Source organism: Bariatricus sp. SGI.161, from assembly GCF_050313695.1.
In the GTDB taxonomy this organism is placed as follows: domain Bacteria; phylum Bacillota; class Clostridia; order Lachnospirales; family Lachnospiraceae; genus JAFBIX01.
The window spans coordinates 39,923-64,343 of the sequence record NZ_JBNPLX010000006.1; the positions used below are offsets into that span (position 1 = coordinate 39,923).

A 24,421-nucleotide genomic window follows, 5' to 3' on the forward strand; every position below is an offset into this window, starting at 1 on the left:
AAGTTCTTAATTAATTATCATATGTTAACAGAAAGGTTGGATTATTATGGCCCATTATCGTGAACTTTATCAACCATCAAACACTTTAATTGGAGCAGGTGCTATCAATAGAATCCCTCATTTTGTAAGAAGAATGCATTGTCAAAAAGCATTAATCGTATCTGACGAGGGGCTTGTTAAGATCGGAACCGTCGCAAAGGTATTGTCTGTTCTCGACAGTGCCCGTTTAGAATATACTCTTTTTACTGAGGTAAAGCCCAACCCTACAACGGCTATCGTCAATGCAGGATATGAGGCTGCTAAGAAACATCAATGTGATTATGTGATCGGAATCGGCGGGGGATCTCCCCTGGATGTTGCCAAAGCTGTGGCTATTCTTATGACGAACGGTGGAGACATCAGAGATTATGAAGGTGTAAATCAGTCTCCTAAACGTAGTCTTCCTATTATTGCTGTCAACACAACTGCTGGCACAGGATCCGAAGTTACCAGGGATTATGTAATTACCGATGAAGAGAAGAAAGTAAAGATGCTTATGGTAGACTATCACTGCATTGCTTCTCTTGCAATCGATGATCCCCTGCTGATGGCTGATATGCCACCGAAGCTTACAGCTGCAACCGGAATGGATGCGCTGACACATGCAATTGAAGCATATGTATGCAGATCCCATTTCCCATATTCCGACGGCTTAGCACTTGAAGCTATCCGCCTTGTTTCTGCTGCTTTAAAAAGGGCAGTAGAAAACGGCAATGATATTGAAGCCCGGACAGATATGTGTTGGGCTGAATATATGGCAGGTCTGGCATTTTCCAATGCCGGTCTTGGTCTTGTTCATGCAATGGCGCATCAATTAGGTGGATTTTATAATATGCCACATGGCGTAGCAAATGCAGTTTTACTTCCTTACGTTATGGAATATAATTCTTCAGAATGTAAAGAACGATATGCTGCTATCGCAGCAGCATTAGGAGTCGACACTGTGAATCTGACCTGTGATCAGGCCTCCGAAAAGGCAATCCAATCCATCAAAGAGCTTTCTTCTGATATTGGAATTCCATCATTAAAATCTCTCGGTTTTAGGCCAGAAGATACGATTACATTATCCTTGAATGCTACCAATGATACTTGTATCTCTGATAATCCGAAAGAGGCATCTGTCACAGATATTAAATCTATCTTTTTAAACGCTTATAATAGTTAATAGTGTATCCTCCATGCAGAAAAGATGTCATGACTTTTCTGCACACAAAGTCGGCAAAGAGGCTGTCACATCCATTGATGTGCAGCCTCTCTGTCGTATTTTCATCCAGCACCTTCAACGCCTCTGAAAACATCCGTATCGCCTCCTTTGAGTGATATCGGAAGTATACAATCTCTCGATACATTTCTTTGAACTAAAGTTCCGAAAATAAGATGCCTTACGGCGAGAAACAACTAGATATCTGAGAAATATCTTAAGTAGTGATATCATAACACAGCCATTTTTCCTGTAAATAGAAAAGCATTGATTTTTTCAGCGACATAGATATAATAAAAAATGGTTCTAAAATAACAGTTTTATTTACAAGGAGAACATACATGATCAAACTAATTGCCAGCGACTTAGACGGGACTTTATTAAGAGAAGGAACTCAGGAGCTTAATCCTGACATATACGATATAATCCGGCAGCTAAAAAAAGAAGGAGTTCATTTTGTTGCCGCCAGTGGACGACAGTATTATAATCTGCGGAATCTCTTCGCTCCGGTCCGAGATGATATTTCCTATATTGCTGAAAATGGTTCTTTATGCATCTGTGATGGGAAAGTCATATCCAAAGGACTGATTGAACGCGAACTTGGTCTGCGAATCTTTCAGGCGGTAAGAGAATTTGGCAGCTGCCATTGTCTTCTATCCTGTGAATCTGCCTGCTATATAGAAGCAAAATCCGATGTATTCATCAATCATATTCAAAACGTTTTATGTTATGATACACGCATTGTTGATGACCTTTCTGATGTTCAGGAACCTTTTCTGAAGATTGCTGTCTGCGACTTTGGAGGAACACGTGATATACAGACATATTTTCGTGAGATGTTTTCTGGTGAGATCAAGGTAGTTACCTCCGGAAATATCTGGATTGATTTCATTGCTCCAAATGCTAACAAGGGTTCGGCACTTGCCGAACTTGCCCGCCACTTCGATGTAATGCCAGAAGAATGTATGACATTCGGAGATCAATATAATGATGCTGAGATGTTGCAGTTTGCCGGCACCAGTTATGCAATGAACACGGGCGCTCCGGGAATTGCTGATTTTGCTACCAATACAACTGATTCGGTAGAACAGGTACTAAAAGAATTTGTCAAAAGCATTCATACTAATCATTAAAAAAACTCTATGCAGATGTAATTTACCATTTGCATAGAGTTTTTATTCTGTAAATATCTTCAATTAAGCTTCTTTTTTCTGGTTAGCCATTGTCTTGACACCATCAATTGCGAGAATCACTGCAAGAACCATCAACAGTGCTGCAAGGATTGCACGCACATAGCACCATGTAACACCTTCAACTCCGGCAGCAATACCAGCGAAGTTCGTCTTCAGCGTAAAGAACAGAGAAGTAAGTGTTACGACAAGCATGAATGCCATTGGCAACAGGAACATCTTGTTGTTCTTTCCTGCTTTTCCAAGCCATGTTGCAACTGCCAGCAGACCAAGAGCTGCAAGCAACTGATTTGCAGCACCGAACAGCGGCCAAATATTTGCATATCCTGTAAGTCCAAGTCCGATTCCAAGAATAACTGTAATCAACGTTGCTACGAATGGATTCGTAAGAACTTTTTTGTATCCAGTAACATCTTTGTAAGTCTCTCCAGGCTCAAGCCAGAATTCCTGGAACATATAACGAGCAAGACGTGTTGCTGTATCCAAGGATGTCAGACAGAATACAGATACAGTAAGGACTAACAGTGTGTAAGCAATCTTTTCTGTTCCAGCAAGTCCTGGAATAGAACCAAGCATCTTAGAGATACCTGTTGCAAATACTACGGTTGGAGTAACAGTCTCACCTGATGCATAATTAGCCCAGATATAACCTACTGCACACAGAGAAATAATTGCAAGTGCACATTCAATCAACATACCACCGTATGCAATTGGCTGAGCATCTTTCTCGTTGTTCAGCTGTTTTGCTGTTGTACCAGAACCAACCAGTGAGTGGAAACCAGAGATCGCACCACAGGCAATTGTTACGAACAATGCCGGGAACAAGTATCCCAGAGAGCTTCCTGTCGGAGCAACAGTATCTACAAATCCTGTGAATGCCGGAATATCCATGTGAGCGCCGCCGGTCAGACCACAACCGATGATACCAACGACTGCAACGATCATCATGAAGTAAAGCAAGAATGAGCTCAGATAATCACGTGGCTGAAGCAGAATCCATACTGGTGCAACAGATGCAGCAAGAATATAGATACCTACGATAACCATCCATGCTTTGTTGCTTAAGTAGATTGGATGCCAGTTCAATCCGATTGCCATACAGATAACGATTGCTGCTACACCAATGATTGTAGATAATCCAAGTCCGGCATTACGACGGTATACCAGGAAACCAAATGCGATCGCAATCAGAATAAACAGAATAGAGATCATCGCAGTTGTTGCATTTGCTGCACTTGCCGCATAATCAACAGCTCCACTCTCTGTATAAGTTGCCATAAATGTATTTGCTACGATAGAACCAAAAGCAGCTACTACCAGGATCAGTGTAAGGTAAGAGAAGATAATAAATAACTTCTTTGCTTTAGAACCCATTGTGTCGGCAATAACTTCACCGATTGACTGACCTTTGTGACGGATAGATGCAAACAATGCACCAAAGTCATGAACTGCACCGAAGAATATACCTCCGATCAATACCCACAGAAGTACCGGAACCCATCCGAATACTGCTGCCTGAATAGGCCCATTGATAGGACCTGCTCCTGCGATAGATGAGAAATGATGTCCCATCAATACAGGTGCTTTTGCCGGAACGTAATCCACTCCGTCTTCTTCTGTGTGTGAAGGCGTTTCTCTTGATGGATCGATTCCCCATTGTTTTGCAAGCCATTTGCCGTATGTAAGATAAGCAACGACAAGGATTGCAATGCCAATTACTAATACTGCAATACCATTCATTTTAATTCCTCCTCATTCCTTTATTATGACTGTAATGGTTTTGTCTATATGCCAATAAGGTCAGATGACTCCAGCCTTACTATAGCCCTTTACCAGATCCTTGGCAGCACGATTGCCAAAGATTTTCTTATTCTTCAGATCGAAGACAAGCAGCCTTACTTCACTGTAGCCTCGAATCGTAAAGCGATAATTCTTCACATAACTGAATCGTTTCACCATCTTCTTGACTTCGTCTGTAACCCCATTCTCTGCGATGAAAATTCCTGTCATATAAGTATACATATGGTCTTTTTCTGGACATTTTTTTCCGCCGCGTACTAATTGTGGTTCTATGTAAGAAATAACTTGCTCACGATATCTCTCTATATCTTCAACGCTCAATTGGTCCAGAACCCTGAAAAACACATGTTCAAAACAATTTGCCCGCCACAATTCTGCCTTCTTAACAAGGACATATTTTGCGCTGGTCACATTAAAGCTCGCATGCGCATCATATATATCCCCGTTGATATCATAGGCTTTCTCTATATCATAGCTTGACTGATAAGATTTCAGTAATCTCTCCAATAGATCTTCACCTGTCATATACATCGGTCTCCTTTGGCCTTATATCACTTTACTCTGCTAAATTCTTCTTTCAAAACAGTATTCATATTACCACTTCTTTCGACAAATTGCAATACTTTTGGAGCGCACTCTGTAATTTTTTTGATAATCAAAAGATTAAATGGATGTCAGTATGGACATATTGGGAAACGAAAAGGGAGGAGCATATGCTCCTCCACAGATTTTACCTTATTCCTTTTTAATCATCTCTATCATTCGTCAATTTTAACTTATCCAAAATATAGAACACAAGACTCAAAATCATACCTACTACACATGCCAGTACCATACCTGTCAGCTGTACATTTCCAAACTGTACGGCTATTCCAGAAAGGCCGGTTACAAATACAACCGATGTAAGAATCAGATTTCTGGATTTTCCATAATCTACCTGAGAATCTACCAGGATACGGATACCGGATGCTCCGATCATACCATACAGTAAGAAAGAGATTCCTCCAATTACCGGTCCCGGAATAGTCTGGATCAGTGCCGATAATTTACCTACAAAAGAGCAGACAATGGACAATACAGCTGCACCTGCAATAACTCTTACACTGTATACCTTAGTAACTGCCATAACTCCAATATTTTCTCCATATGTCGTAGTCGGTACAGAACCGATCAGACCTGAGATCATTGTAGAGAGGTTGTCGCCCAGAAGGGAGCGGTGAAGTCCTGGATCTTTCAACAGGTCTTTTCCGACAATCTTACTAGTCACCACCTGATGACCAATATGTTCCGATGCAATAACCAGAATAACCGGCAGGATGATCAGAATTGCTTCTAAGTTGAATTTCGGAGTCTGGAAATTCGGAAGTTCAAAAAGAGCTGCATTTGCTACTTCGGTAAAATCTACCATTCCACAGCAAAGCGCCGCTACATAACCTGCGATAACCGCAATCAGAATCGGAATAACGGATAAAAATCCCCGGAATAAAATATTTCCAAAGATTGCCACTCCCAAGGTTACCATAAATACAATAACATTGCCGGAACTGATCTTTTCATCTAATAATCCCGCATTGCTGGCCGCACTGCTTGACAATTCCAGACCGATCAACGCTACTACCGGTCCCATAGCCGCCGGTGGAAGTACAATATCAATCCAGTCGGAACCGAATTTATAGATGATCAACGCCAGAATACATCCACAAAAACCTACAACAACAAAGCCTCCCAATGCATACTGATATCCCATCTCACTGATAACAATTCCTGCTGGCGCAAGGAATGCAAAACTTGATCCCAGATATGCCGGCGCTTTTCCTTTTGTAATGGCAATGAATAACAACGTGCCCACACCATTCATGAACAATACAATTGCCGGATTAATGCCAAATAAAAATGGTACCAGTACAGATGCCCCAAACATTGCAAACATATGCTGAATACTAAGGGGTATTAATAATTGAACCGGTACCTTGTCTTCGATCTGGATGATCTTCCTACTTTCCATCATGTTTCCTCCTCATCACATTTCCTTTTTTCAATTCATTTTACACTTCTATTATTCTAACATAATGTTACTCTGAAGGAAACAAAAAAGGCAAAAAGGGGACGTAGTATTTTTGAAAAATACTACGTCCCCTTTTGACTTAATACAGTTCTTTTACAGTTGGATAAATCTTTCTGAACTTCTGATAACGTTCTTCGTATTTTGCAACTAATTCCGGTTCTGGCTCTACTGTATCCACTACTTTTACAATCTTCTTAGCAATAGTCTCTACATCTGGATATTCGCCGCAGCCTACTGCTGCCAGCATAGCACCTCCGAGTGCCGGACCTTCTTCACTTTCGATGACATCCACCTTCAGATTCATGATATTGGCGATCATCTTCTTCCAGAGAGGGCTCTTTGCACCGCCGCCGCAGATTTTGGTACGTTCAATCTTAATGCCAAGGCTTCTTGCAACTTCCAGAGAATCACGAAGACCGAAAGCAACACCTTCCAGCACTGCCTGGGTCATATCTTCTCTGGTGGTGTCCATAGACATTCCGATAAACATTGCTCTTGCATCTGGATTGTTGTGTGGAGAACGCTCTCCCATCAGGTATGGAAGATAGAATACATTGTTTTCACCCAATTTTGTAATTCCTGCCTGCTCTGCTGCGAAATCCTTTGTCTTCAGGATCTCTTCATTCCACCATTTATTGCAGGATGCAGCACTTAACATACATCCCATAAGGTGATAGTTCCCATCTGCATGGGCAAATGAATGTAAAGCGTTATTCTCATCTACGCCAAAGTTCTTGCTGGAAATAAAGATAGTTCCGGAGGTTCCAAGAGAAATATTACACATTCCATCTCCAACAGTTCCAGTACCTACTGCTGCCGCTGCATTATCTCCTGCTCCGGCAATAACCTTTACATCTGTGGAAAATCCTAACTCTGCTGCAATCTCAGGTTTCAGAGTTCCTACGACTTCATAACTTTCATATAATTTTGGAAGTTGCTCTTCTGTGATGCCACAGATATCAATCATTTCTTTCGACCAGCAACGATTCTTCACATCCATAAGAAGCATACCTGATGCATCTGATACATCTGTGCAGAAGGAACCTGACAGCTTATATGCAAGATAATCTTTCGGAAGCATGATCTTACTGATCTTTGCAAAATTCTCCGGTTCGTGTTTCTTCATCCAGAGGATCTTCGGAGCTGTGAATCCTGCAAATGCAATATTGGCGGTATAATCAGACAGCTTATCCTTACCGATCACTTCGTTCAGGTAATTCGTCTCTTCACCTGTTCTTCCGTCATTCCACAGAATAGCCGGACGGATGACATTGTCATCCTCGTCCAATGCTACCAATCCGTGCATCTGTCCGCCAAAACTGATTCCTGCAACTTCTTCTTTATTGCATTCTGCAGTCAGTTCTTTGATTCCTTCCATAGACTGTGCAAACCAGTCCTCTGGTTTCTGCTCTGACCAGCCTGGATGTGGGAAGAATAACGGATACTCTTTTGAAACAATTTTCTTAATATTTCCATCTCCATCCATCAGCAACAGTTTCACTGCTGACGTTCCGAGATCTACTCCGATATACAACATACGATTTCCTCCTATATCCTTCTGTGATTATCTCCAAGGATTCTCTGTTGGGTATCTTACGCCTGCTGGCTGATTGTATCCAATCTCTTCTACTGGAACACCGATATATTTGAATACTTCAAATAATGCTTTTCCGAAATGTCCAAATGCAACTGCTCCGTGATGTGGGAATCCTCCTTCAATCAGTACGTGACGGTAGAATCTTCCCATCTCTGGAATTGCGAACACACCAATAGCTCCGAAAGAACGTGTTGCAACTGGAAGCACTTCACCATGAGCAATGTAAGCACGGAGTTTATTATCTGCTGTGCTCTGCAGACGGAAGAATGTAATATCTCCTGGCTTGATATCTCCTTCCAGAGTCCCCTGTGTTACTTCTTCCGGAAGTGCTCTTGCCATGATCATCTGGTACTTCATTTCGCAGAAAGATAATTTGCTGGATGCTGTATTTCCACAGTGGAATCCCATAAATGTATCCTGAAGTGTGTAGTCATATTTTCCTTTGATATCCTCTTCGTACATATCCTTTGGTACACTGTTGTTGATATCCAGAAGTGTTACTGTATCATTACTTACTACAGTTCCGATGAACTCACTTAATGCACCATAAATGTCAACTTCGCAAGATACTGGAATTCCCTGTGCAGTCAGACGGCTGTTTACATAGCATGGAACGAATCCAAACTGTGTTTGGAATGCAGGCCAGCATTTTCCAGCAATTGCAACGTATTTACGATATCCTCTGTGATCCTCAACCCAATCCTTCAGTGTCAGCTCATACTGAGCAAGTTTTGCAAGGATTTCTGGCTTCTTATTTCCAGCGCCAAGTTCTTCTTCCATCTCTTTTACAACTGCAGGGATTCTCTCGTCTCCGGCATGTTTATTAAATGCTTCGAACAGGTCAAGCTCAGAGTTCTCTTCAATCTCAACGCCCAGATTGTAAAGCTGTTTGATTGGAGCGTTACATGCTAAGAAGTTCAGCGGTCTTGGTCCAAAGCTGATGATCTTAAGATTGCTTAACCCTACGATTGCTTTTGCAATTGGTACAAATTCATGAATCATATCTGCACAATCCTCAGCATCTCCTACTGGATATTCTGGGATATATGCTTTGATATTACGAAGCTGTAAGTTATAACTTGCATTCAGCATTCCGCAATATGCATCTCCACGTCCCTGAACCAGGTTATTTCCAGATTCCTCTGCTGCTGCGATGAACATCTTTGGTCCGTCAAAGTGTTTTGCAAGTAATGTCTCAGAAATCTCTGGTCCGAAGTTTCCAAGATATACAACTAATGCATTACATCCTGCTGCTTTGATATCTTCCAAAGCCTGTACCATATGAATTTCACTCTCTACGATACAGATCGGGCACTCATAGATTCCTTCTGAACCATATTTTTCTGTATAAGCTTTCATTAAATTCTGTCTTCTTGTTACAGAAAGACTCTCTGGGAAACAGTCACGGCTTACTGCTACAACTCCGATTTTTAATTCTGGCATGTTATTCATAATAATTACGCTCCTTTACCTTTTTTATTTTTTAATTTTTTGTTTCTGCTTTTATTCTCTGATAATCTTCTACAGTGTGATGTTCTCGCCTTTTAATCCGTTGAAGGCACCTTCAATCTTGGCATCTTCATGGGCGATGAGCCACTTATTTCTTGCAGTGATCAACTTATCTTCTCCATCTTTGCCAGGCGTGAAATTCAATTCAAGATTCGTATCCTTTGGCAATACAACTACACAGCGGAATCCATCTTCTCCTGCAGAACATGGTGCATAATGAAGAGTTGTTGCATACAATTCAACTGCTGTACCTGCCGGCACATAGAACGCCTCAATCTTTGCAGTGTCATATGTAAAATCAGCTTCAATATCCTGCTGTCTTCCGATCAAAAGAATCAAATCGTTTACAGCAATATCTACTTCTGAAGAACGATGATATTCAACTGCATTCAACTTCTTATTATTGCCATTGCAGTACCCAATCTGAATTGGCAATCCGCCATATGCGCTCTCAGTCAGATCCTTTGCCACAGCCAGCGCTTCCAGGCCTTCCACAGACGGAACATAGATTACTTCGTCCATCGGACATGGAGTATGTCCCATTTCCTTCAAAAGCCCAGAAAAATCATACCCTTCCAGGACCTTTCCATAGACACCAAAAGATGCATCTGTTACCTTCTGAATCTCCATACTATCTCTCCTCTTTTCTTTGTTTATTTTCCTCATGTTTCTTAATGTCATTTTATCAACTTTATTTTGATCTTACAACCAAATAATTAGCCTGTTTATGGCAAATTCTTGTCCTTTTTGAAGTAGAAAGTGTAAAATGGGGACGTAGTACTTTGTAAAAGTACTACGTCCCCATTTTACACTTTCTAAACTCACTTGGCAGCATGCCGTATTTCGCCTGAAATACTTTTGCAAATGCCTTGCTGTTAGCGAATCCGTTATTGAATGCAATCTCTCCGATTGTGATTTCTGTATTCATCAAATCCTTTGCCGCGTGTTCTAGCCTGATATTGTCAAGACATGTCTTATAATTGGTCTTGGCGTATTTCTGGAACATTCTTGACAGATATGTCGGAGAATATCCGAAGATTTTTGCCAGGCTTTCCAGTGACAATTCTTTTTTATAGTTTTCTTTCATATAGCTTGTGATTGCGGATAGTTTGTTGAGGTTTTTATTGTGACGTATTAAGTCTTCATTCACTTCTGTTTTTCGGTATTTTGTCACCAGGAGATAGACAAGCATATAGAACTGGCTCTGTACTTTTAGCCCATACCCGCATTTTTTCTCTTGATAGGCAAGATACATTTCTCGAATCAACCGCATGACTTCTTCATCTTGAAGTCTGGAGCTATGGGAGAAATATATGAAGCGTTCATCGGTATAATATTTCTCAAAGGTGGCAAGTGGTATCTGAAGAACGACTGTCTGATTCTTTTTCGGTGACAGGATAGAGTGAATCTCATTGGAATTGACCAGCATGAATTCTCCGGGCTGCAGGGGATAACGAATTTCGTTAATGTAGAATTCCAGTTCTCCTTCAAACAGCGCGAATATCTCTACAGATCTATGCCAGTGTTTCTGGCGCACGTAATTACCATCTTTTCCTTCGAACAAAAACATTTTAAAAGGGATATCATCATTGGGCATGATAATTTCATGTGTATATTCCAATTTGCACGCCTCCTTTCTTATATCCATTCGGTGGATCCCATAACTTCTACTGCTTTACCACCACATATATTAGCATACTGTGCACAGTCTTTCAGATTCTGTCCTTCGGAAAGAGCATAGATAAATCCAGCCGCAAAACTGTCTCCTGCGCCTGTGGTATCCACACATTTCACGCCTTCTGCTGCTGGAATCCACATTTTCTCCTGCGCTGTTCTGATATAACATCCTCTTGCACCGCATTTAATAACTACATGTTTTACTCCAACATTCAAAAGCACCTCTGCCGATTCTTCTACTGATTTTTGCCCAGTCAGAAGCAGCGCTTCTTCATCGTTTGGAAATAGATAATCCACATATCTAAGCGCTGATTCCATCTCTTCTGCCGTCTCATGATTCTTGCATTTTGTCATATCTACGCATAGAATCTTATTCTGCTTTTTCACTTGTGCAAATAAAATCTCTAATTCTCTCGTTCTTATTTCTGGGAAAACAAATAAACTGGCAAAACATACAATCTTCGCACTTTCTGGAAACGGCACAGGAATATCTTCCAACCGAAGCTTCCGAAGACTTCCATGAGGATTCGTCAAAAAGCTACGTCTTCCATCCTCTTCCACCAGAACCACATTAATTCCTGTCGATAATCCTTCCCTTACACTATCAGCTCTTAACAGAATTCCCTGTTCCCGACAATGATCTAGTATCAACTTTCCCGCTTTATCTTTTCCAATTACAGTCTCCAGGCCCACACTTTTACCCATTTTAGCCAGGATGGTCGCTTCATTTAGTGCATCTGCCCCTACAGACATCCGAATATCTTCTGCATTATAAGATCCTACGCGGAAAACGTCCACACCAACCGGTCGTACAAGTATATCCAGAATCGCAGCTCCAATTATAAGAATTTCCGGATTTATTTCTCCCCTAATGTTACATTTATCCATACAATTTGCACCTCTTTATTCTATTCATAATTATATCTTCTATCCTATATGAATTCAATTGCAGCTTTCCAGAAAATATCCTATAATCTTGTTAGGAAGCAATATGCATTAGGAGGGAAAACATATGGAAAGTACATTACACATTGTATATCGGGAACAGAGCTTGAGGATGCAAAAAAGATTGTAGATTTCTACAATTACGTTGGTGGAGAAACGACATTCTTGAGTTTTGAAAAGGATGAATATCCTATGGATGAGGCTGGTCAGAAAGAAGACATTCTGTCTACAAAAGAACAGCCAGCCAGCATCATGATTCTTGCAATGGATGGGGATGAAATCGCCGAAATTGGAACCATTCATTCAGGAAATAAGATAAAGGCCCGTCATCAAGGAGAGCTTGGAATTGTTGTTGCGAAGAAATACCAGGCAAAAGGAATCGGAAGCGAAATTATCCGTCAGTTGATTGATTTCTGTAAAGGAAATGGAATTACCACCAGAATTCAGTTAGACACACGCTGTGATAACGAAGTGGCTGTAAAATTATATGAAAAATTCGGTTTTGAAATTGAGGGACGCTTAAAGAATACTACCCTGATCAATGGCGAATATTTCGATCTGTATGTTATGGGGTTGATGTTATAAACTCAAAAGCGGCTGATGCGATAAACATCAGCCGCTTTCATTAACTATAAAAATCAGAGCATGCTAAGTAATTGTTCAAAACTTCCGTGAGGATATGCCGTGATATCCTTCTTCTGTGTATTGATCAGGCAATCTGTAAGCAAAAAGGCTTGCATTCCCAGTGCCTCTACGACCATGTCCTCTCCCACATCATTTCCTACCATAAGACACTCCTCTGGTCTACAATTGATTCGCTTCAAAATATCACGATAATAATCCAGATTTGGTTTGCAATAGGATGTATTTTCATAAGTAGTGTATAGATCAAACTCTGACGGTTCAAGCCCTGCCCATCGAATTCTGCTTTCTGTTGCTATGGATGGAAACAGCGGATTGGTAGCAAGCACCACTCGGTATCCCTTATCTTTCAACAAACGGACGGTCTCTGCAGCTTTTGGATTAAATCCGCAAAATGAACGGGCATCCTGAAATTCATTCTTATAGAAGTCTTCAAAAACAGGCTTGTCTGCAAGGACCTTATCCCCATATATATCAACAAATCTCTTCCAGAAAGCATCTTCATTCAATTGGCTTCTATCATTTTTGATCATTGCTTCTATCCCCGCTAAAATCGCATTGATCAACTGTTGGGGTTCATAGCCATAAGGAACAAGTTTTGCAGCAAGCATCTTAAAATATCCATTTACGAACTTCTCCTGATCCATTGGAAGTAAAGTTCCATCCAAATCAAATAAAATAGTATTTATATCCAAAATTATTCTCCCTTTGATAAAAAACCCCAGAAGTCGAAACTTCTGGGGTTAAATTACTTATCAATTATGATAACAAGCTATGATTACTCGATGATTGTAGCAACACGGCCTGATCCAACTGTTCTACCACCTTCACGGATAGCGAAACGAAGTCCCTGCTCCATAGCAACTGGGTGAATCAGTTCGATTGTCATCTCTACGTTATCACCAGGCATACACATCTCTACACCTTCTGGAAGGTTGCAGACACCTGTTACGTCTGTTGTTCTGAAGTAGAACTGTGGACGGTAGTTGTTGAAGAATGGAGTATGACGTCCACCTTCATCTTTTGTCAGAACGTAAACCTGAGCTGTGAATTTTCTATGGCATGTTACTGAACCTGGTTTAACAAGAACCTGTCCTCTTTCGATTTCAGTTCTCTGAATACCACGAAGAAGTGCACCGATGTTATCACCAGCCTGAGCCTCATCAAGAAGCTTACGGAACATCTCAACACCTGTTACAACAGTCTTTCTTGTCTCTTCGTGAATACCAACGATTTCTACTTCGTCAGATACATGAAGAACACCACGCTCTACTCTACCAGTAGCAACTGTTCCACGTCCTGTGATAGAGAATACGTCCTCTACAGGCATAAGGAATGGCTGATCTGTTGCACGCTGTGGATCTGGAATGTAGCTGTCTACAGCATCCATAAGTTCCATGATCTTGTCGCCCCATTCTCCAGATGGATCTTCAAGAGCTTTCAGAGCAGAACCCTGGATAATTGGAGTATCATCTCCTGGGAATTCATACTCGTCTAACAGTTCACGGATTTCCATTTCTACTAATTCAAGAAGTTCTTCATCGTCAACCATATCACATTTGTTCATGAATACAACGATGTAAGGAACACCTACCTGACGAGAAAGCAGGATGTGCTCTCTTGTCTGAGCCATAACACCATCAGTAGCAGCTACAACAAGGATAGCTCCATCCATCTGTGCAGCACCTGTAATCATGTTCTTAACGTAGTCAGCATGTCCTGGGCAGTCAACGTGTGCATAGTGACGATTAGCTGTCTCATACTCAACGTGAGCTGTAGAAATTGTGATTCCACGTTCTCTTTCTTCTGGAGCTTTATCGATGTTATCGAATGCTACAGCAGCGTTTCCTTCTACTCTCTCAGACAGAACTTTTGTGATAGCAGCTGTCAGAGTTGTTTTACCATGGTCAACGTGACCAATGGTACCGATATTACAATGTGGTTTTGTTCTTTCAAATTTAGCTTTTGCCATTTTGAATATCCTCCTTATTATAGCGCCTTCAAAGGCATATTTAATAATTTACGTTTGCTCGGCTATCTCTGATTATATTTCAAATCATACGGTTTTTCAAGCCTTTTTAACATTTAATTAATCATTTTTGGTTGATAATACTTTTTCCTGTACAGATTTCGGAACTGGCTCATATTTCTCGAAGAACATTGAGTAGTTTCCACGTCCCTGTGTTCTGGAACGAAGATCTGTAGAGTATCCAAACATTTCTGACAATGGAACGTATCCACGAACAATCTTACCACCGCCAAGATCATCCATACCTTCAATACGTCCACGACGTGAGTTGATATCACCAATAACATCACCCATGTACTCTTCCGGCATTGTTACTTCAACCTTCATAATAGGCTCAAGAAGTACCGGAGATGCCTTCTTCATAGCATCCTTGAATGCAAGAGAACCTGCAATGTGGAATGCCATTTCACTTGAATCGACTTCGTGGTAAGAACCATCGTATACGTTAGCCTTAACACCAACAACCGGGAATCCTCCAAGGATACCAGACTGCATAGCCTCTTCAATACCTTCTCCTACAGCTGGGATATATTCCTTCGGAATAGCTCCACCTACGACTGTAGACTCGAACTTGAATGTCTCCTCACCGTTAACATCCATTGGTTCAAATTTAACTTTACAGTGCCCGTACTGTCCACGTCCACCTGACTGTTTTGCGTATTTGCTGTCAACATCAACTGGTTTTGTAAATGCTTCTTTGTAAGCAACCTGAGGAGCACCTACGTTAGCTTCTACCTTGAACTCACGAAGAAGTCTGTCAACGATGATTTCCAGATGAAGCTCACCCATACCAGCGATGATTGTCTGACCTGTTTCCTGATCTGTATGTGCACGGAATGTCGGGTCTTCTTCTGCCAGTTTTGCAAGAGATTCTCCAAGTTTACCCTGGGAAGCTTTTGTCTTTGGCTCGATAGCGAGCTCGATAACCGGCTCTGGGAATTCCATAGACTCCAGAATTACTGGATGCTGCTCATCGCAAAGCGTATCACCTGTTGTAGTGAACTTAAATCCGATTGCTGCAGCGATATCACCGGAATATACTTTGTCCAGTTCGGCTCTCTTGTTGGCATGCATCTGAAGGATACGTCCAACACGTTCTTTTTTACCTTTTGTTGCATTCAGTACATAAGAACCGGAGTTCATTGTACCAGAGTAAACTCTGAAGTATGCCAGCTTACCAACGAATGGGTCTGTCATAATCTTGAATGCAAGAGCTGAGAAAGGTTCTTCATCAGAAGAATGTCTTACGATTTCATTTCCATCCTCATCAACACCCTGAATTGGTGGAATATCTGTTGGAGCAGGCATATACTCGATAACTGCATCCAGCATCTTCTGTACACCTTTGTTTCTGTAAGCAGAACCACAGCATACCGGAACTGCTGTACATTCACAAGTTGCTTTTCTCAGTACTCTCTTCATATCTTCAACAGATGGTTCATTACCTTCAAGGTATTCCATCATCAGATCATCATCCAGATCACAGATCTTCTCTACCAGCTCTGAACGATAGAGTTCTGCATCATCCTGCATATCTTCCGGAATATCTACGATAGAAATGTCATCACCTTTGTCATCATTATAGATGTAAGCTTTCATTTCCATCAAATCAATGATTCCTTTAAAGTCATCCTCTTTACCGATTGGCAGCTGCAGACAGATTGCATTCTTTCCAAGTCTTGTCTTAATCTGCTCAACGGCATTGTAGAAGTCTGCACCCAAAATGTCCATCTTATTGATGAATGCCATTCTAGGTACGTTGTATGTGTCAGCCTGACGCCATACGTTTTCTGACTGCGGCTCAACACCACCTTTAGCACAGAACACACCAACTGCACCATCCAGTACACGAAGTGAACGTTCAACCTCAACGGTAAAGTCAACGTGTCCTGGGGTATCAATGATATTGATACGATGCTCTAATGCACCCGGTTTTGGCTTGCAGTTTTCTTCCAGTGTCCAGTGACATGTTGTAGCTGCAGAAGTAATTGTGATACCTCTCTCCTGCTCCTGTTCCATCCAGTCCATGGTAGCAGTACCTTCATGAGTATCACCAATCTTATAGTTAACACCGGTATAGTAAAGAATACGCTCTGTCAGTGTGGTCTTACCAGCATCAATATGTGCCATAATACCGATATTTCTAGTTCTCTCTAATGGATATTCTCTTCCAGCCATTGTTGCCTCCTAGAATCTATAGTGAGCAAATGCTTTATTTGCTTCAGCCATCTTGTGCATGTCTTCTTTCTTCTTCACTGATGCGCCAGTGTTGTTAGCTGCATCAAGGATTTCATTTGCCAATCTTTCTTCCATTGTCTTCTCTCCTCTTTTACGAGAATACAATGTCAGCCAGCGAAGTGCTAAAGTCTGTCTTCTGTCAGCTCTGACTTCGATTGGTACCTGGTAGTTCGCTCCTCCGATACGTCTTGCCTTTACTTCAAGTACTGGCATGATGTTGTTCATAGCCTCTTCGAATACTTCGATTGCCGGCTTGTCGGATTTCTCTGCGATTCTTTCAAAAGCTCCATATACGATCTTCTGTGCTACACCTTTCTTACCGTCTAACATAACGTTATTGATAAGTTTTGTTACCACTTTGCTGTTGTATAATGGATCTGCTAATACGTCTCTTTTCTGAGTATGTCCTTTACGTGGCACGGTTCTTCCCTCCTTAAACATTCTGATTAATTCATCGGTACTCACATGTGTCTTTCTAATGATACTGTGTAGTGCTGGGCATACAATCTATATACCTGCAACTTACTTAATCATAGTTCTGTTTGTGACTACATTAGATACTGAAGTTCTTCGTCATTACATTCCGAAGAACTACCCTCACATTAAGTTCATGCTTCGTTTATCACTCGCATTCACTAACTGTTCAGGCATTATTTTTTAGCGTCTTTTGGTCTCTTAGCACCGTATTTAGAACGTGCCTGTCTTCTCTTGGCAACACCTGCTGTATCAAGTGTACCTCTAACGATATGATATCTTGTACCTGGAAGGTCTCTTACTCTTCCTCCACGGATAAGAACAACGCTATGCTCCTGAAGGTTGTGTCCTTCACCCGGGATGTAGCTTGTTACTTCGATACCGTTAGAAAGACGTACTCTGGCGATCTTTCTAAGTGCTGAGTTAGGCTTCTTTGGTGTAGCTGTCTTAACTGCTGTACATACGCCTCTCTTCTGAGGAGCAGATGCATCGATACTCTTCTTTCTTAAAGAGTTATACCCTTTCTGAAGCGCTGGAGCTGTAGACTTCTTTACAGATGTCTGACGTCCTTTCTTTACTAACTGGTTAAATGTTGGCATTCTCTTTCACCTCCTACGATTATAATAAGTTGCTTAATGTGTAAATATTTACGCGCAAAAAAATACTATGCATTCCAATGCACGCTCAATCAGTTTATTACGAATTTCCCTTATTGTCAAGGGTTTTTACATTTTTTCACTATTGTTTTTTGTTTCTTGTTATATATTTGTATATGTGCTGAATCATCAGTACAAATATAATTCCGACCAACAATCCTGCGCAGTCAATCAACACATCTGTGACCTGTCCGCTTCGTCCGGGCACAAACAACTGATGAACCTCATCACTGCAGGCATAGGCCGCGCCAATCACGAAAGCCAGCCGAAACTTCTTGCCAATACGATAACTCTCACCCACTGCCATAAGTAGAATTCCCAGAATGATATATTCTGTAGCATGGGCACATTTGCGGACCGGATAGTCAATCCGTTCTGCATAAGCCATTTGTTCGGATTCCGGCCACTTTTCAAAGCCTGGTTCAAACAGCTCACCAATCTTACGTCCTACAGACTGGCTCATCTCTTCAGACTGATCCGCCGGTTTTGCAGAAAAAGAAAAGATTACAGCCATCCACAGAATTACCAGCAATGTAAATATCACTTTTTTCATGGATCTCTGATTATAATCCCAATACATCTGCAATTGCGCCCATCTCCTCTAACGCAACGTCAATTAAATCATCAAGACTAAGTCCGGTAAACTCAATCGCTTCCATATAATCTCTGTTAGCACCCTTTGCAAACCGCATTTCATTAAAACGCTTCATTACGGATTTGTGCTTTACACTTGCAATCTTCTTATCCGGGTAAATCTGTGCGACAGCTTTCACAAATCCACTCATTGGGTCTGCTGCCAGCACTGCGTACTGAAGATTCGTCTTTGCTTTTACTCCACTCTTTGGATTGTGTGCACAGATTGCATCAAACAATACCTTATCATCAATTCCCTCTTTTTTCAGAATCTCTACAGATGTTGGTCCGTGCACGCTCAGATCGTGCTGCCAGTCGCATTGCTCTTCATCCAGATCATGAAGAAGACCTACGATTCCCCAATATTCTACTTCATCCGGTGCAAGGCGTTTCGCCAGTCCCTTCATAATTGCTTCCACCGCATACGAATGGGTAATATAATTCTCACCTTTCATATATTTCATTAAGATATCATGTGCTTGTTCCCTGTTCATATTCCTATCCTCCTGATCTTGTGTTTCAAAAAATTCGCTTGTATGTTATTGTAACATAACCCTGATAAAATGTGAACTTTTTCACGACTATAATATCTGCTTGATTCTACTGTGTTCTTACTATAAAATAATGATTTGTAAGATTTTTACAATAGAAAGGAACCTATCATGGAATTGTCAATATACACTTTTGTAATCGTCTGTCCTCTCGTATTCCTTGCAGGCCTTGTGGATGCTATCGGCGGCGGTGGGGGATTAATCTCTCTGCCGGCTTATCTGATTGCAGGGCTGCCTCCTCACACCGCAGTGGCTACTAATAAAATGTCTTCTCCTTTTGGGACGGCGCTTGCTACTTTTCGATTTGCCCGCAATCGTCTGATCAATCTGAGATTATCCATACCTTCTGTGGCTGCAGCAATTATCGGTTCATTCATCGGTTCTCATCTTTCCCTGATGATCCCGGAGAAAATATTATCTTATGTGTTAATTATCATTCTTCCCATATCCGCTTTCCTGGTGTTGAATAAGAAGCTGTTCAACGATGAAGGATCTGACGAGATTACACTGGATCGACGTACTTACCTGACAGCTACACTCGCTGCTTTTATCATTGGTTGTTATGATGGTTTCTATGGCCCCGGAACCGGAACATTTCTGATCATTGCATTTACAATATTTGCAAAATTAAGTATTAAGACAGCCAACGCGCAGGCTAAGGTCATCAACCTGACGACAAATATTACTTCGCTGGTTGTATTTTTATTCAACGGACAAGTCCTGATTCCACTAGGTCTTGCTGCTGCCGTCTGCAATATGTTGGGCGGATATATCGGAGCCGGTCTTGTTATGAAAAATGGAAGTAAGATTGCCAAGCCAAGTATCCTGCTCGTTCTTGTATTGCTGGGATGCAAAGTTGCAGGATTATATTAAGTGTAATTCACAATTTTATCTCTATAACTTCAAAAAGAGCAGTCAACCAAGTGACTGCTCTTTAATAATACTCTCTGATATTCTACTCTTCTGGTACTACGATCAGATCTTTTGTGAAGCTGTTCAATACTTCGCATCCATCTTCTGTAATGATAACAAGATCTTCGATACGAACACCGATACCTTCTTCTGCGATATAGATACCTGGTTCTACAGAGAAGCACTGTCCAACCTGGATGATATCTTCATTTACAGAAGATACATCACCGAATTCATGATCTTCAAGACCGATGGAGTGTCCGGTTCTGTGTGTAAAGTACTGTCCGTAACCTTTTTCTTCTATGTAATTTCTTGCAGCAAGGTCAACATCGCACATTCTGTTGCCTGGTTTTGCAGCTTCGATACCACGTCTGTTAGCTTCTACAACGATATCGTAGATTTCTCTTGCACGGTCAGATACTTCACCGATGAATACTGTTCTTGTCATATCAGATGCATAGTTGTCTTTGAATGCTCCGATATCAAGGATTACACAGTCACCGCGTTTTCCCTTGGAATCATCTGTTACATGATGTGGATCTGCAGCACCTTTTGCATATGCTGTGATTGGATCAAAAGATACATCCTCACATCCAAGATCTTTATAGATCTCACGAATCTTAGCATTCAGTTCTCTTTCTGTTAATCCTTTTACAACCCATGGGATTAATCTTTCCATAGCGATATCATTCAGTCTGGAAGATTCTCTCATCAATTCCTGTTCTTTTTCATCTTTTACCATACGGATATAGTCGATGATCGGAGAACCATTTACAAACTTGCTTCCTCCGCCCAGCTCCTGCAGACGAATCAAGAATCTTGCCGGCCATGTCTTGTCGATACCCATAACTTTATCTTTTTCTACAAATCTGCTTAAGATCTCAACACCGTCTTCGATGTCATCATACCATACAAGATCTACTCCAAGATCCTTCTCCTGTGGGAACAGCTTATTAATTACCAGTTTATGATTGCCATTTACGTTCAGATATAATGCTAATAATCTTTCTCCTGGGATAATCCATTTTCCAGTAAGATAGAAAATAGCCACTGGATCTGATACGATCATCTGTGGGATCTCATGTTCCTCCATTGATTTTAATACTCTTGCCACTTTGTTTTGGTCCATTATTTTCCCCAACCTTTCTAATATTAAATATTAAACGTTAGGAAACCGGCAGACCATCTCTGCCGATTTCTACTAGAGACTATTATAGACTCTTGTACAAAAAAAGTCAATTTATCTTCTACATTATCATCATTTTGCTGCAAATCTCAAAAAATTCTTCTCATATATTTTGTCAAGTATTTCTCCCTGCAATCCTAATCCGCACATTTGCCGTTCCTCACTTCCCGCCACATAATATCCATCCGGTTTCAAAATATATGGTCCCTTTGTCTCAAGAAAGCCCGTAATCAGATGCATTCTGGATTCACACTCTTCTATAGAAAGAAATGTGGGTTCTTTTTTTATCACTGCACGTGCACCAATATCCGTACCAAAGCAAATCCGCTCCTGATATCTGTCAAAAAATTGCTTTGCCCTCTCTTGCTGTTCTGACAGATTATAATACAATTCTATTCCTGGTGTAATGTCTATGCAAACATTCTGATACCGGTCTAATATCTCCGAAAGCCGGTCAAGCTGCTTAGACAGGAAGAAAAAATGTGGAAATAAAATGCGAAGCTTCGGATGATTTTCCAACACTTGCAAAATCTGTCGATACTGTTCTTCATTATTGATATAAGTGGAATCATAAAACCACCCTGCCTTTTTCGCAAACTCTGACACTTCTAACGGATTCCAGAACTCCTCCGGATCATTCACATGCATATACACAGGTACCTGTTTTTCTTCCAGATACTCCCAATAATCTTTCCATAATGCACTGTCAAAATCTGGGATTGGATATTGCTTTCGAACATTCGGTTTTCCCTCCAGCATTTTGATTCCAGCACACCCGATCTTCATAAGCCTGTCCGCTTCCTGAAGAAGCGCCTCCTGCATCCGGTCAGGATGTAGACTATATATTCTCCGATCCAGTCCTCCAAATATATACACCGGAATTTTGCAGCTCTTCCTGAATTCAAATGCATCCTGCTCAACAGCCATTCCATTGCCTCCTGGGATACACTGGAGTGCAATTGCTGAGAAATGATACTTTTGGATTACATGCTGTAATCTATCCGAACCAATACTTTTGGCATAATGAATATGTCCGTCAATCATGTAGGCCACCCCTTTCTGATATCTATTTTAACATATTCCTTCTATAATAAACACATCGCAACTGCAAAGAAGAGAAGATGAACTCTCCCCTTCTTTACAAAGCTAAAAACAAACTATATTGTGAGATAATCAAGTTAATATTCGATATCAACCGGCACTCCTGTATCTGCTGATTCATGTATGGCGATAATAGCCAATGCGGTCTTTCTTGCATCTTCAAGTGTCACACGAAATTCTCTTCCATCTGCCAAACGATCAACAAAATCTCGGATGCTTTCATACGATAAACCTTTACACCTGTCAAAGACCATATTAGACACCAATATATCAGGTACACTTGCCTTTTCTTCAGTCACTTCTTCTATCAGATTATGACTGGAAAGATCCAAACTAATCATTCCCTCTGTACACATTACACTGCATCGAAAATCATTGATATTCCGATTTCCATTTGGTGTAACCCATCCATTTTCCATATGTGCGATTGCACCATTTTCAAATTCAATCGTTGTTAAATACACATCTGGGGTATCCACTCCCAGTTCTTTCAAAATTCCTTCTTTTTTTACGGAGTATACTCTTTTTGCTTCTGAATCGAGCAGCCACCTAAGCGAATCCAGGCTATGACTTCCAAGGAACCATAAAATAGATGATTTTGATGCCCACGAAAGCATATCTGTAGCTACCCACTTCACATCACTATGCCGAATATAGGCAGTATACGGCTTTCCTAACTTACCCGAAGAGATCTCTTGTTTTGCCGTATTGAACGGAGGATTCCAGCGGTTATGCAGATCCACCATACAGCGTACCTGATTTCTCTCCACTGCCTCACAGATTCTTGCAATGTCTTCCCTTGTCGTTGCCAATGGTTTTTCTATCAAAATATTCTTTTTTGCATCTGCCATTGCCACAGCAATATCTGCATGTGCAAAATCCGGGGTTACAATCGCAACTGCATCTACTTCTTCATCAGCTGCCAGATCATGATAATCTGTATATACTTTTCTAATACCATATTTTTCTGCAATCTCTCTTGCCCGTTGTTCATTCATATCACAGATAGCGACTGGATCTGCAAACAAATGCTCTGCATAGATTGAAGCGTGTGTCTCGCCCCATGTTCCAGCCCCAACAATTCCCATTCGAACCTGCTTAATCTCCATATTCTTTTCCTTCTTTCATTATCATTATTGTTTTACGGCACCGGCAGTCATTCCACTTACCAGATGCTTCTGCAAAAGCAAGAACAAAATTACAACTGGTATTGTAATCAGAACTGCACCCGCCATAAGCGTTCCCCAATTCGTCGTATACTGTCCTTGAAAACTGGCAATACCAACAGGCAATGTCCAGTTCTCATAACTTTTCATAAAAGTACTTGCAAATAGATATTCGTTCCACCCATTAATAAAAGAAAAAATTCCGGTTGCCACTAACCCAGGCACTGTAAGCGGTAAAACCACAGTCGAAAAGATACGGAATCTTCCGGCACCATCCACCCGGGCCGCTTCTTCTAATGAGATGGGTATAGTATCAAAAAACCTTTCATCATCCAAGTACAAAACGGAACAGAAAAAGTACAATAGGCTGCTACCAGACCAATTCTGGTATCCAAAAGCTGTAGATTTCCCATAATTACATATAATGGAATAATTAACAGTGATCCAGGAAGTACTTGTGTTGTCAAAATAAAGTATGATAAAAATCCTCGACCTCTGAACCTGAATCTAGATAATCCATATCCCCCCAATGTTGCTATGATCATCGAAAATACTGTCGTTAACAGAGCGACTATCACACTGTTTGTAAGCCATTGCGGAAAGTCAAATGTAGAAGATTGTGTCGTAAGCATTTCCGTATACCCTTCTACAGTTGGTTCATTCGGAATAAATGATGGCGTCTTACTGTAAACTTCATTTGCAGGTTTAAAAGATGTCGATATCATCCATACAAATGGGAACAACGCAAACATACACACAAGAATCACTAGTATTACTGTTATTATTTTTTTTACTCTTTTTTTCTTCACA

At 41.0% G+C, this 24,421-nt stretch carries 25 protein-coding genes; 4 read left to right on the top strand and 21 right to left on the bottom strand.

Translation table 11 applies throughout. From position 1 onward, the window contains the following. The first annotated feature begins 46 nt into the window (after positions 1-46). Entirely contained in the window at positions 47-1,204 is a 1,158-nt protein-coding gene (locus tag ACQRBH_RS04960) for an iron-containing alcohol dehydrogenase (RefSeq protein WP_427761068.1), read from the top strand. Here ACQRBH_RS04960 and ACQRBH_RS04965 read toward each other — a convergent pair. Next, entirely contained in the window at positions 1,176-1,337 is a 162-nt protein-coding gene (locus tag ACQRBH_RS04965; RefSeq protein WP_427761069.1) for a hypothetical protein, read from the bottom strand. The genes ACQRBH_RS04960 and ACQRBH_RS04965 overlap by 29 nt on opposite strands. Before the next feature lie 244 nt (positions 1,338-1,581). Between ACQRBH_RS04965 and ACQRBH_RS04970 the strand changes: the two genes are divergently transcribed. Beyond that, entirely contained in the window at positions 1,582-2,373 is a 792-nt protein-coding gene (locus ACQRBH_RS04970) for a Cof-type HAD-IIB family hydrolase (RefSeq protein ID WP_427761070.1), read from the top strand. A 63-nt stretch (positions 2,374-2,436) separates the two neighbouring features. Here the strand turns inward: ACQRBH_RS04970 and ACQRBH_RS04975 are convergent, their stop codons facing one another. From ACQRBH_RS04975 to ACQRBH_RS05010, 8 genes are all read right to left on the bottom strand, one after another. Then, the gene (locus tag ACQRBH_RS04975) at positions 2,437-4,170 is read right to left on the bottom strand and encodes a carbon starvation CstA family protein (RefSeq protein ID WP_427761071.1); all 1,734 of its coding nucleotides are present in this window, start codon (positions 4,168-4,170) and stop codon (positions 2,437-2,439) included. A gap of 60 nt (positions 4,171-4,230) precedes the next feature. Beyond that, a complete protein-coding gene (locus ACQRBH_RS04980; RefSeq protein ID WP_427761072.1) occupies positions 4,231-4,755 on the bottom strand; it encodes a hypothetical protein in 525 nt (174 codons plus the stop codon). Between the two features lie 220 nt (positions 4,756-4,975). Next, positions 4,976-6,235 carry a uracil permease gene (gene uraA, locus ACQRBH_RS04985; RefSeq protein ID WP_347375465.1) on the bottom strand — a complete coding sequence of 420 codons (1,260 nt, stop codon included), beginning with the start codon at positions 6,233-6,235 and terminating at the stop codon, positions 4,976-4,978. 139 nt (positions 6,236-6,374) lie between these two features. Next, positions 6,375-7,832 carry a xylulokinase gene (gene xylB, locus ACQRBH_RS04990; protein WP_235231620.1) on the bottom strand — a complete coding sequence of 486 codons (1,458 nt, stop codon included), beginning with the start codon at positions 7,830-7,832 and terminating at the stop codon, positions 6,375-6,377. Positions 7,833-7,859: 27 nt separating this feature from the next. After that, positions 7,860-9,344, bottom strand: a complete 1,485-nt coding sequence (locus ACQRBH_RS04995; RefSeq protein ID WP_427761073.1) for an L-fucose/L-arabinose isomerase family protein — start codon at positions 9,342-9,344, stop codon at positions 7,860-7,862. Positions 9,345-9,413: 69 nt separating this feature from the next. Then, on the bottom strand, positions 9,414-10,031 hold the full coding sequence (locus tag ACQRBH_RS05000) for a DUF4867 family protein (protein ID WP_427761074.1): 618 nt from the start codon (positions 10,029-10,031) through the stop codon (positions 9,414-9,416). Positions 10,032-10,194: 163 nt separating this feature from the next. Then, a complete protein-coding gene (locus ACQRBH_RS05005) occupies positions 10,195-11,022 on the bottom strand; it encodes an AraC family transcriptional regulator (RefSeq protein WP_427761075.1) in 828 nt (275 codons plus the stop codon). 17 nt (positions 11,023-11,039) lie between these two features. Next, complete coding sequence (locus tag ACQRBH_RS05010) at positions 11,040-11,966, bottom strand: carbohydrate kinase family protein (RefSeq protein ID WP_427761076.1); 927 nt, start codon at positions 11,964-11,966, stop codon at positions 11,040-11,042. A 147-nt stretch (positions 11,967-12,113) separates the two neighbouring features. On the opposite strand from ACQRBH_RS05010, the gene ACQRBH_RS05015 reads away from it, so the two are divergent. After that, the gene (locus tag ACQRBH_RS05015) at positions 12,114-12,608 is read left to right on the top strand and encodes an N-acetyltransferase family protein (protein WP_427761128.1); all 495 of its coding nucleotides are present in this window, start codon (positions 12,114-12,116) and stop codon (positions 12,606-12,608) included. 53 nt (positions 12,609-12,661) lie between these two features. Here the strand turns inward: ACQRBH_RS05015 and ACQRBH_RS05020 are convergent, their stop codons facing one another. The 7 genes from ACQRBH_RS05020 to ACQRBH_RS05050 all read right to left on the bottom strand — a co-directional run bounded on the left by ACQRBH_RS05020 (position 12,662) and on the right by ACQRBH_RS05050 (position 19,189). Further along, positions 12,662-13,360, bottom strand: a complete 699-nt coding sequence (locus tag ACQRBH_RS05020) for an HAD family hydrolase (RefSeq protein ID WP_427761077.1) — start codon at positions 13,358-13,360, stop codon at positions 12,662-12,664. An 83-nt stretch (positions 13,361-13,443) separates the two neighbouring features. Next, the gene (gene tuf, locus ACQRBH_RS05025; RefSeq protein ID WP_235231610.1) at positions 13,444-14,637 is read right to left on the bottom strand and encodes an elongation factor Tu; all 1,194 of its coding nucleotides are present in this window, start codon (positions 14,635-14,637) and stop codon (positions 13,444-13,446) included. Positions 14,638-14,754: 117 nt separating this feature from the next. After that, on the bottom strand, positions 14,755-16,872 hold the full coding sequence (gene fusA / locus ACQRBH_RS05030; protein WP_235231609.1) for an elongation factor G: 2,118 nt from the start codon (positions 16,870-16,872) through the stop codon (positions 14,755-14,757). Positions 16,873-16,881: 9 nt separating this feature from the next. After that, on the bottom strand, positions 16,882-17,352 hold the full coding sequence (rpsG, locus tag ACQRBH_RS05035; protein ID WP_235231608.1) for a 30S ribosomal protein S7: 471 nt from the start codon (positions 17,350-17,352) through the stop codon (positions 16,882-16,884). Positions 17,353-17,582: 230 nt separating this feature from the next. After that, entirely contained in the window at positions 17,583-18,005 is a 423-nt protein-coding gene (gene rpsL, locus ACQRBH_RS05040) for a 30S ribosomal protein S12 (RefSeq protein ID WP_320876747.1), read from the bottom strand. Positions 18,006-18,144: 139 nt separating this feature from the next. Continuing rightward, a complete protein-coding gene (locus ACQRBH_RS05045; protein WP_427761129.1) occupies positions 18,145-18,642 on the bottom strand; it encodes a VanZ family protein in 498 nt (165 codons plus the stop codon). Beyond that, a complete protein-coding gene (locus ACQRBH_RS05050; RefSeq protein ID WP_235231605.1) occupies positions 18,626-19,189 on the bottom strand; it encodes an HD domain-containing protein in 564 nt (187 codons plus the stop codon). The genes ACQRBH_RS05045 and ACQRBH_RS05050 overlap by 17 nt, the downstream gene beginning before the upstream one ends. Positions 19,190-19,357: 168 nt before the next feature. Here ACQRBH_RS05050 and ACQRBH_RS05055 point away from each other — a divergent pair, with 168 nt between their 5' ends. Next, positions 19,358-20,119, top strand: coding sequence for a sulfite exporter TauE/SafE family protein (locus ACQRBH_RS05055; RefSeq protein WP_427744087.1), 762 nt, complete (start codon positions 19,358-19,360; stop codon positions 20,117-20,119). An 82-nt stretch (positions 20,120-20,201) separates the two neighbouring features. Here ACQRBH_RS05055 and ACQRBH_RS05060 read toward each other — a convergent pair whose 3' ends face one another. The 5 genes from ACQRBH_RS05060 to ACQRBH_RS05080 all read right to left on the bottom strand — a co-directional run bounded on the left by ACQRBH_RS05060 (position 20,202) and on the right by ACQRBH_RS05080 (position 24,420). Further along, positions 20,202-21,287: a M24 family metallopeptidase gene (locus ACQRBH_RS05060; protein ID WP_235231602.1), complete on the bottom strand. Its 1,086-nt coding sequence runs from the start codon at positions 21,285-21,287 to the stop codon at positions 20,202-20,204. Between the two features lie 129 nt (positions 21,288-21,416). After that, the gene (locus ACQRBH_RS05065; RefSeq protein WP_427761078.1) at positions 21,417-22,271 is read right to left on the bottom strand and encodes an amidohydrolase family protein; all 855 of its coding nucleotides are present in this window, start codon (positions 22,269-22,271) and stop codon (positions 21,417-21,419) included. 251 nt (positions 22,272-22,522) lie between these two features. Further along, a complete protein-coding gene (locus tag ACQRBH_RS05070; RefSeq protein ID WP_427761079.1) occupies positions 22,523-23,554 on the bottom strand; it encodes a Gfo/Idh/MocA family protein in 1,032 nt (343 codons plus the stop codon). Between the two features lie 24 nt (positions 23,555-23,578). After that, on the bottom strand, positions 23,579-23,890 hold the full coding sequence (locus ACQRBH_RS05075) for a carbohydrate ABC transporter permease (protein WP_427761080.1): 312 nt from the start codon (positions 23,888-23,890) through the stop codon (positions 23,579-23,581). A gap of 14 nt (positions 23,891-23,904) precedes the next feature. Next, positions 23,905-24,420 (bottom strand): carbohydrate ABC transporter permease, encoded by a 516-nt coding sequence (locus ACQRBH_RS05080; protein ID WP_427761081.1) that lies wholly within the window; start codon positions 24,418-24,420, stop codon positions 23,905-23,907. Position 24,421: the final 1 nt, after the last annotated feature.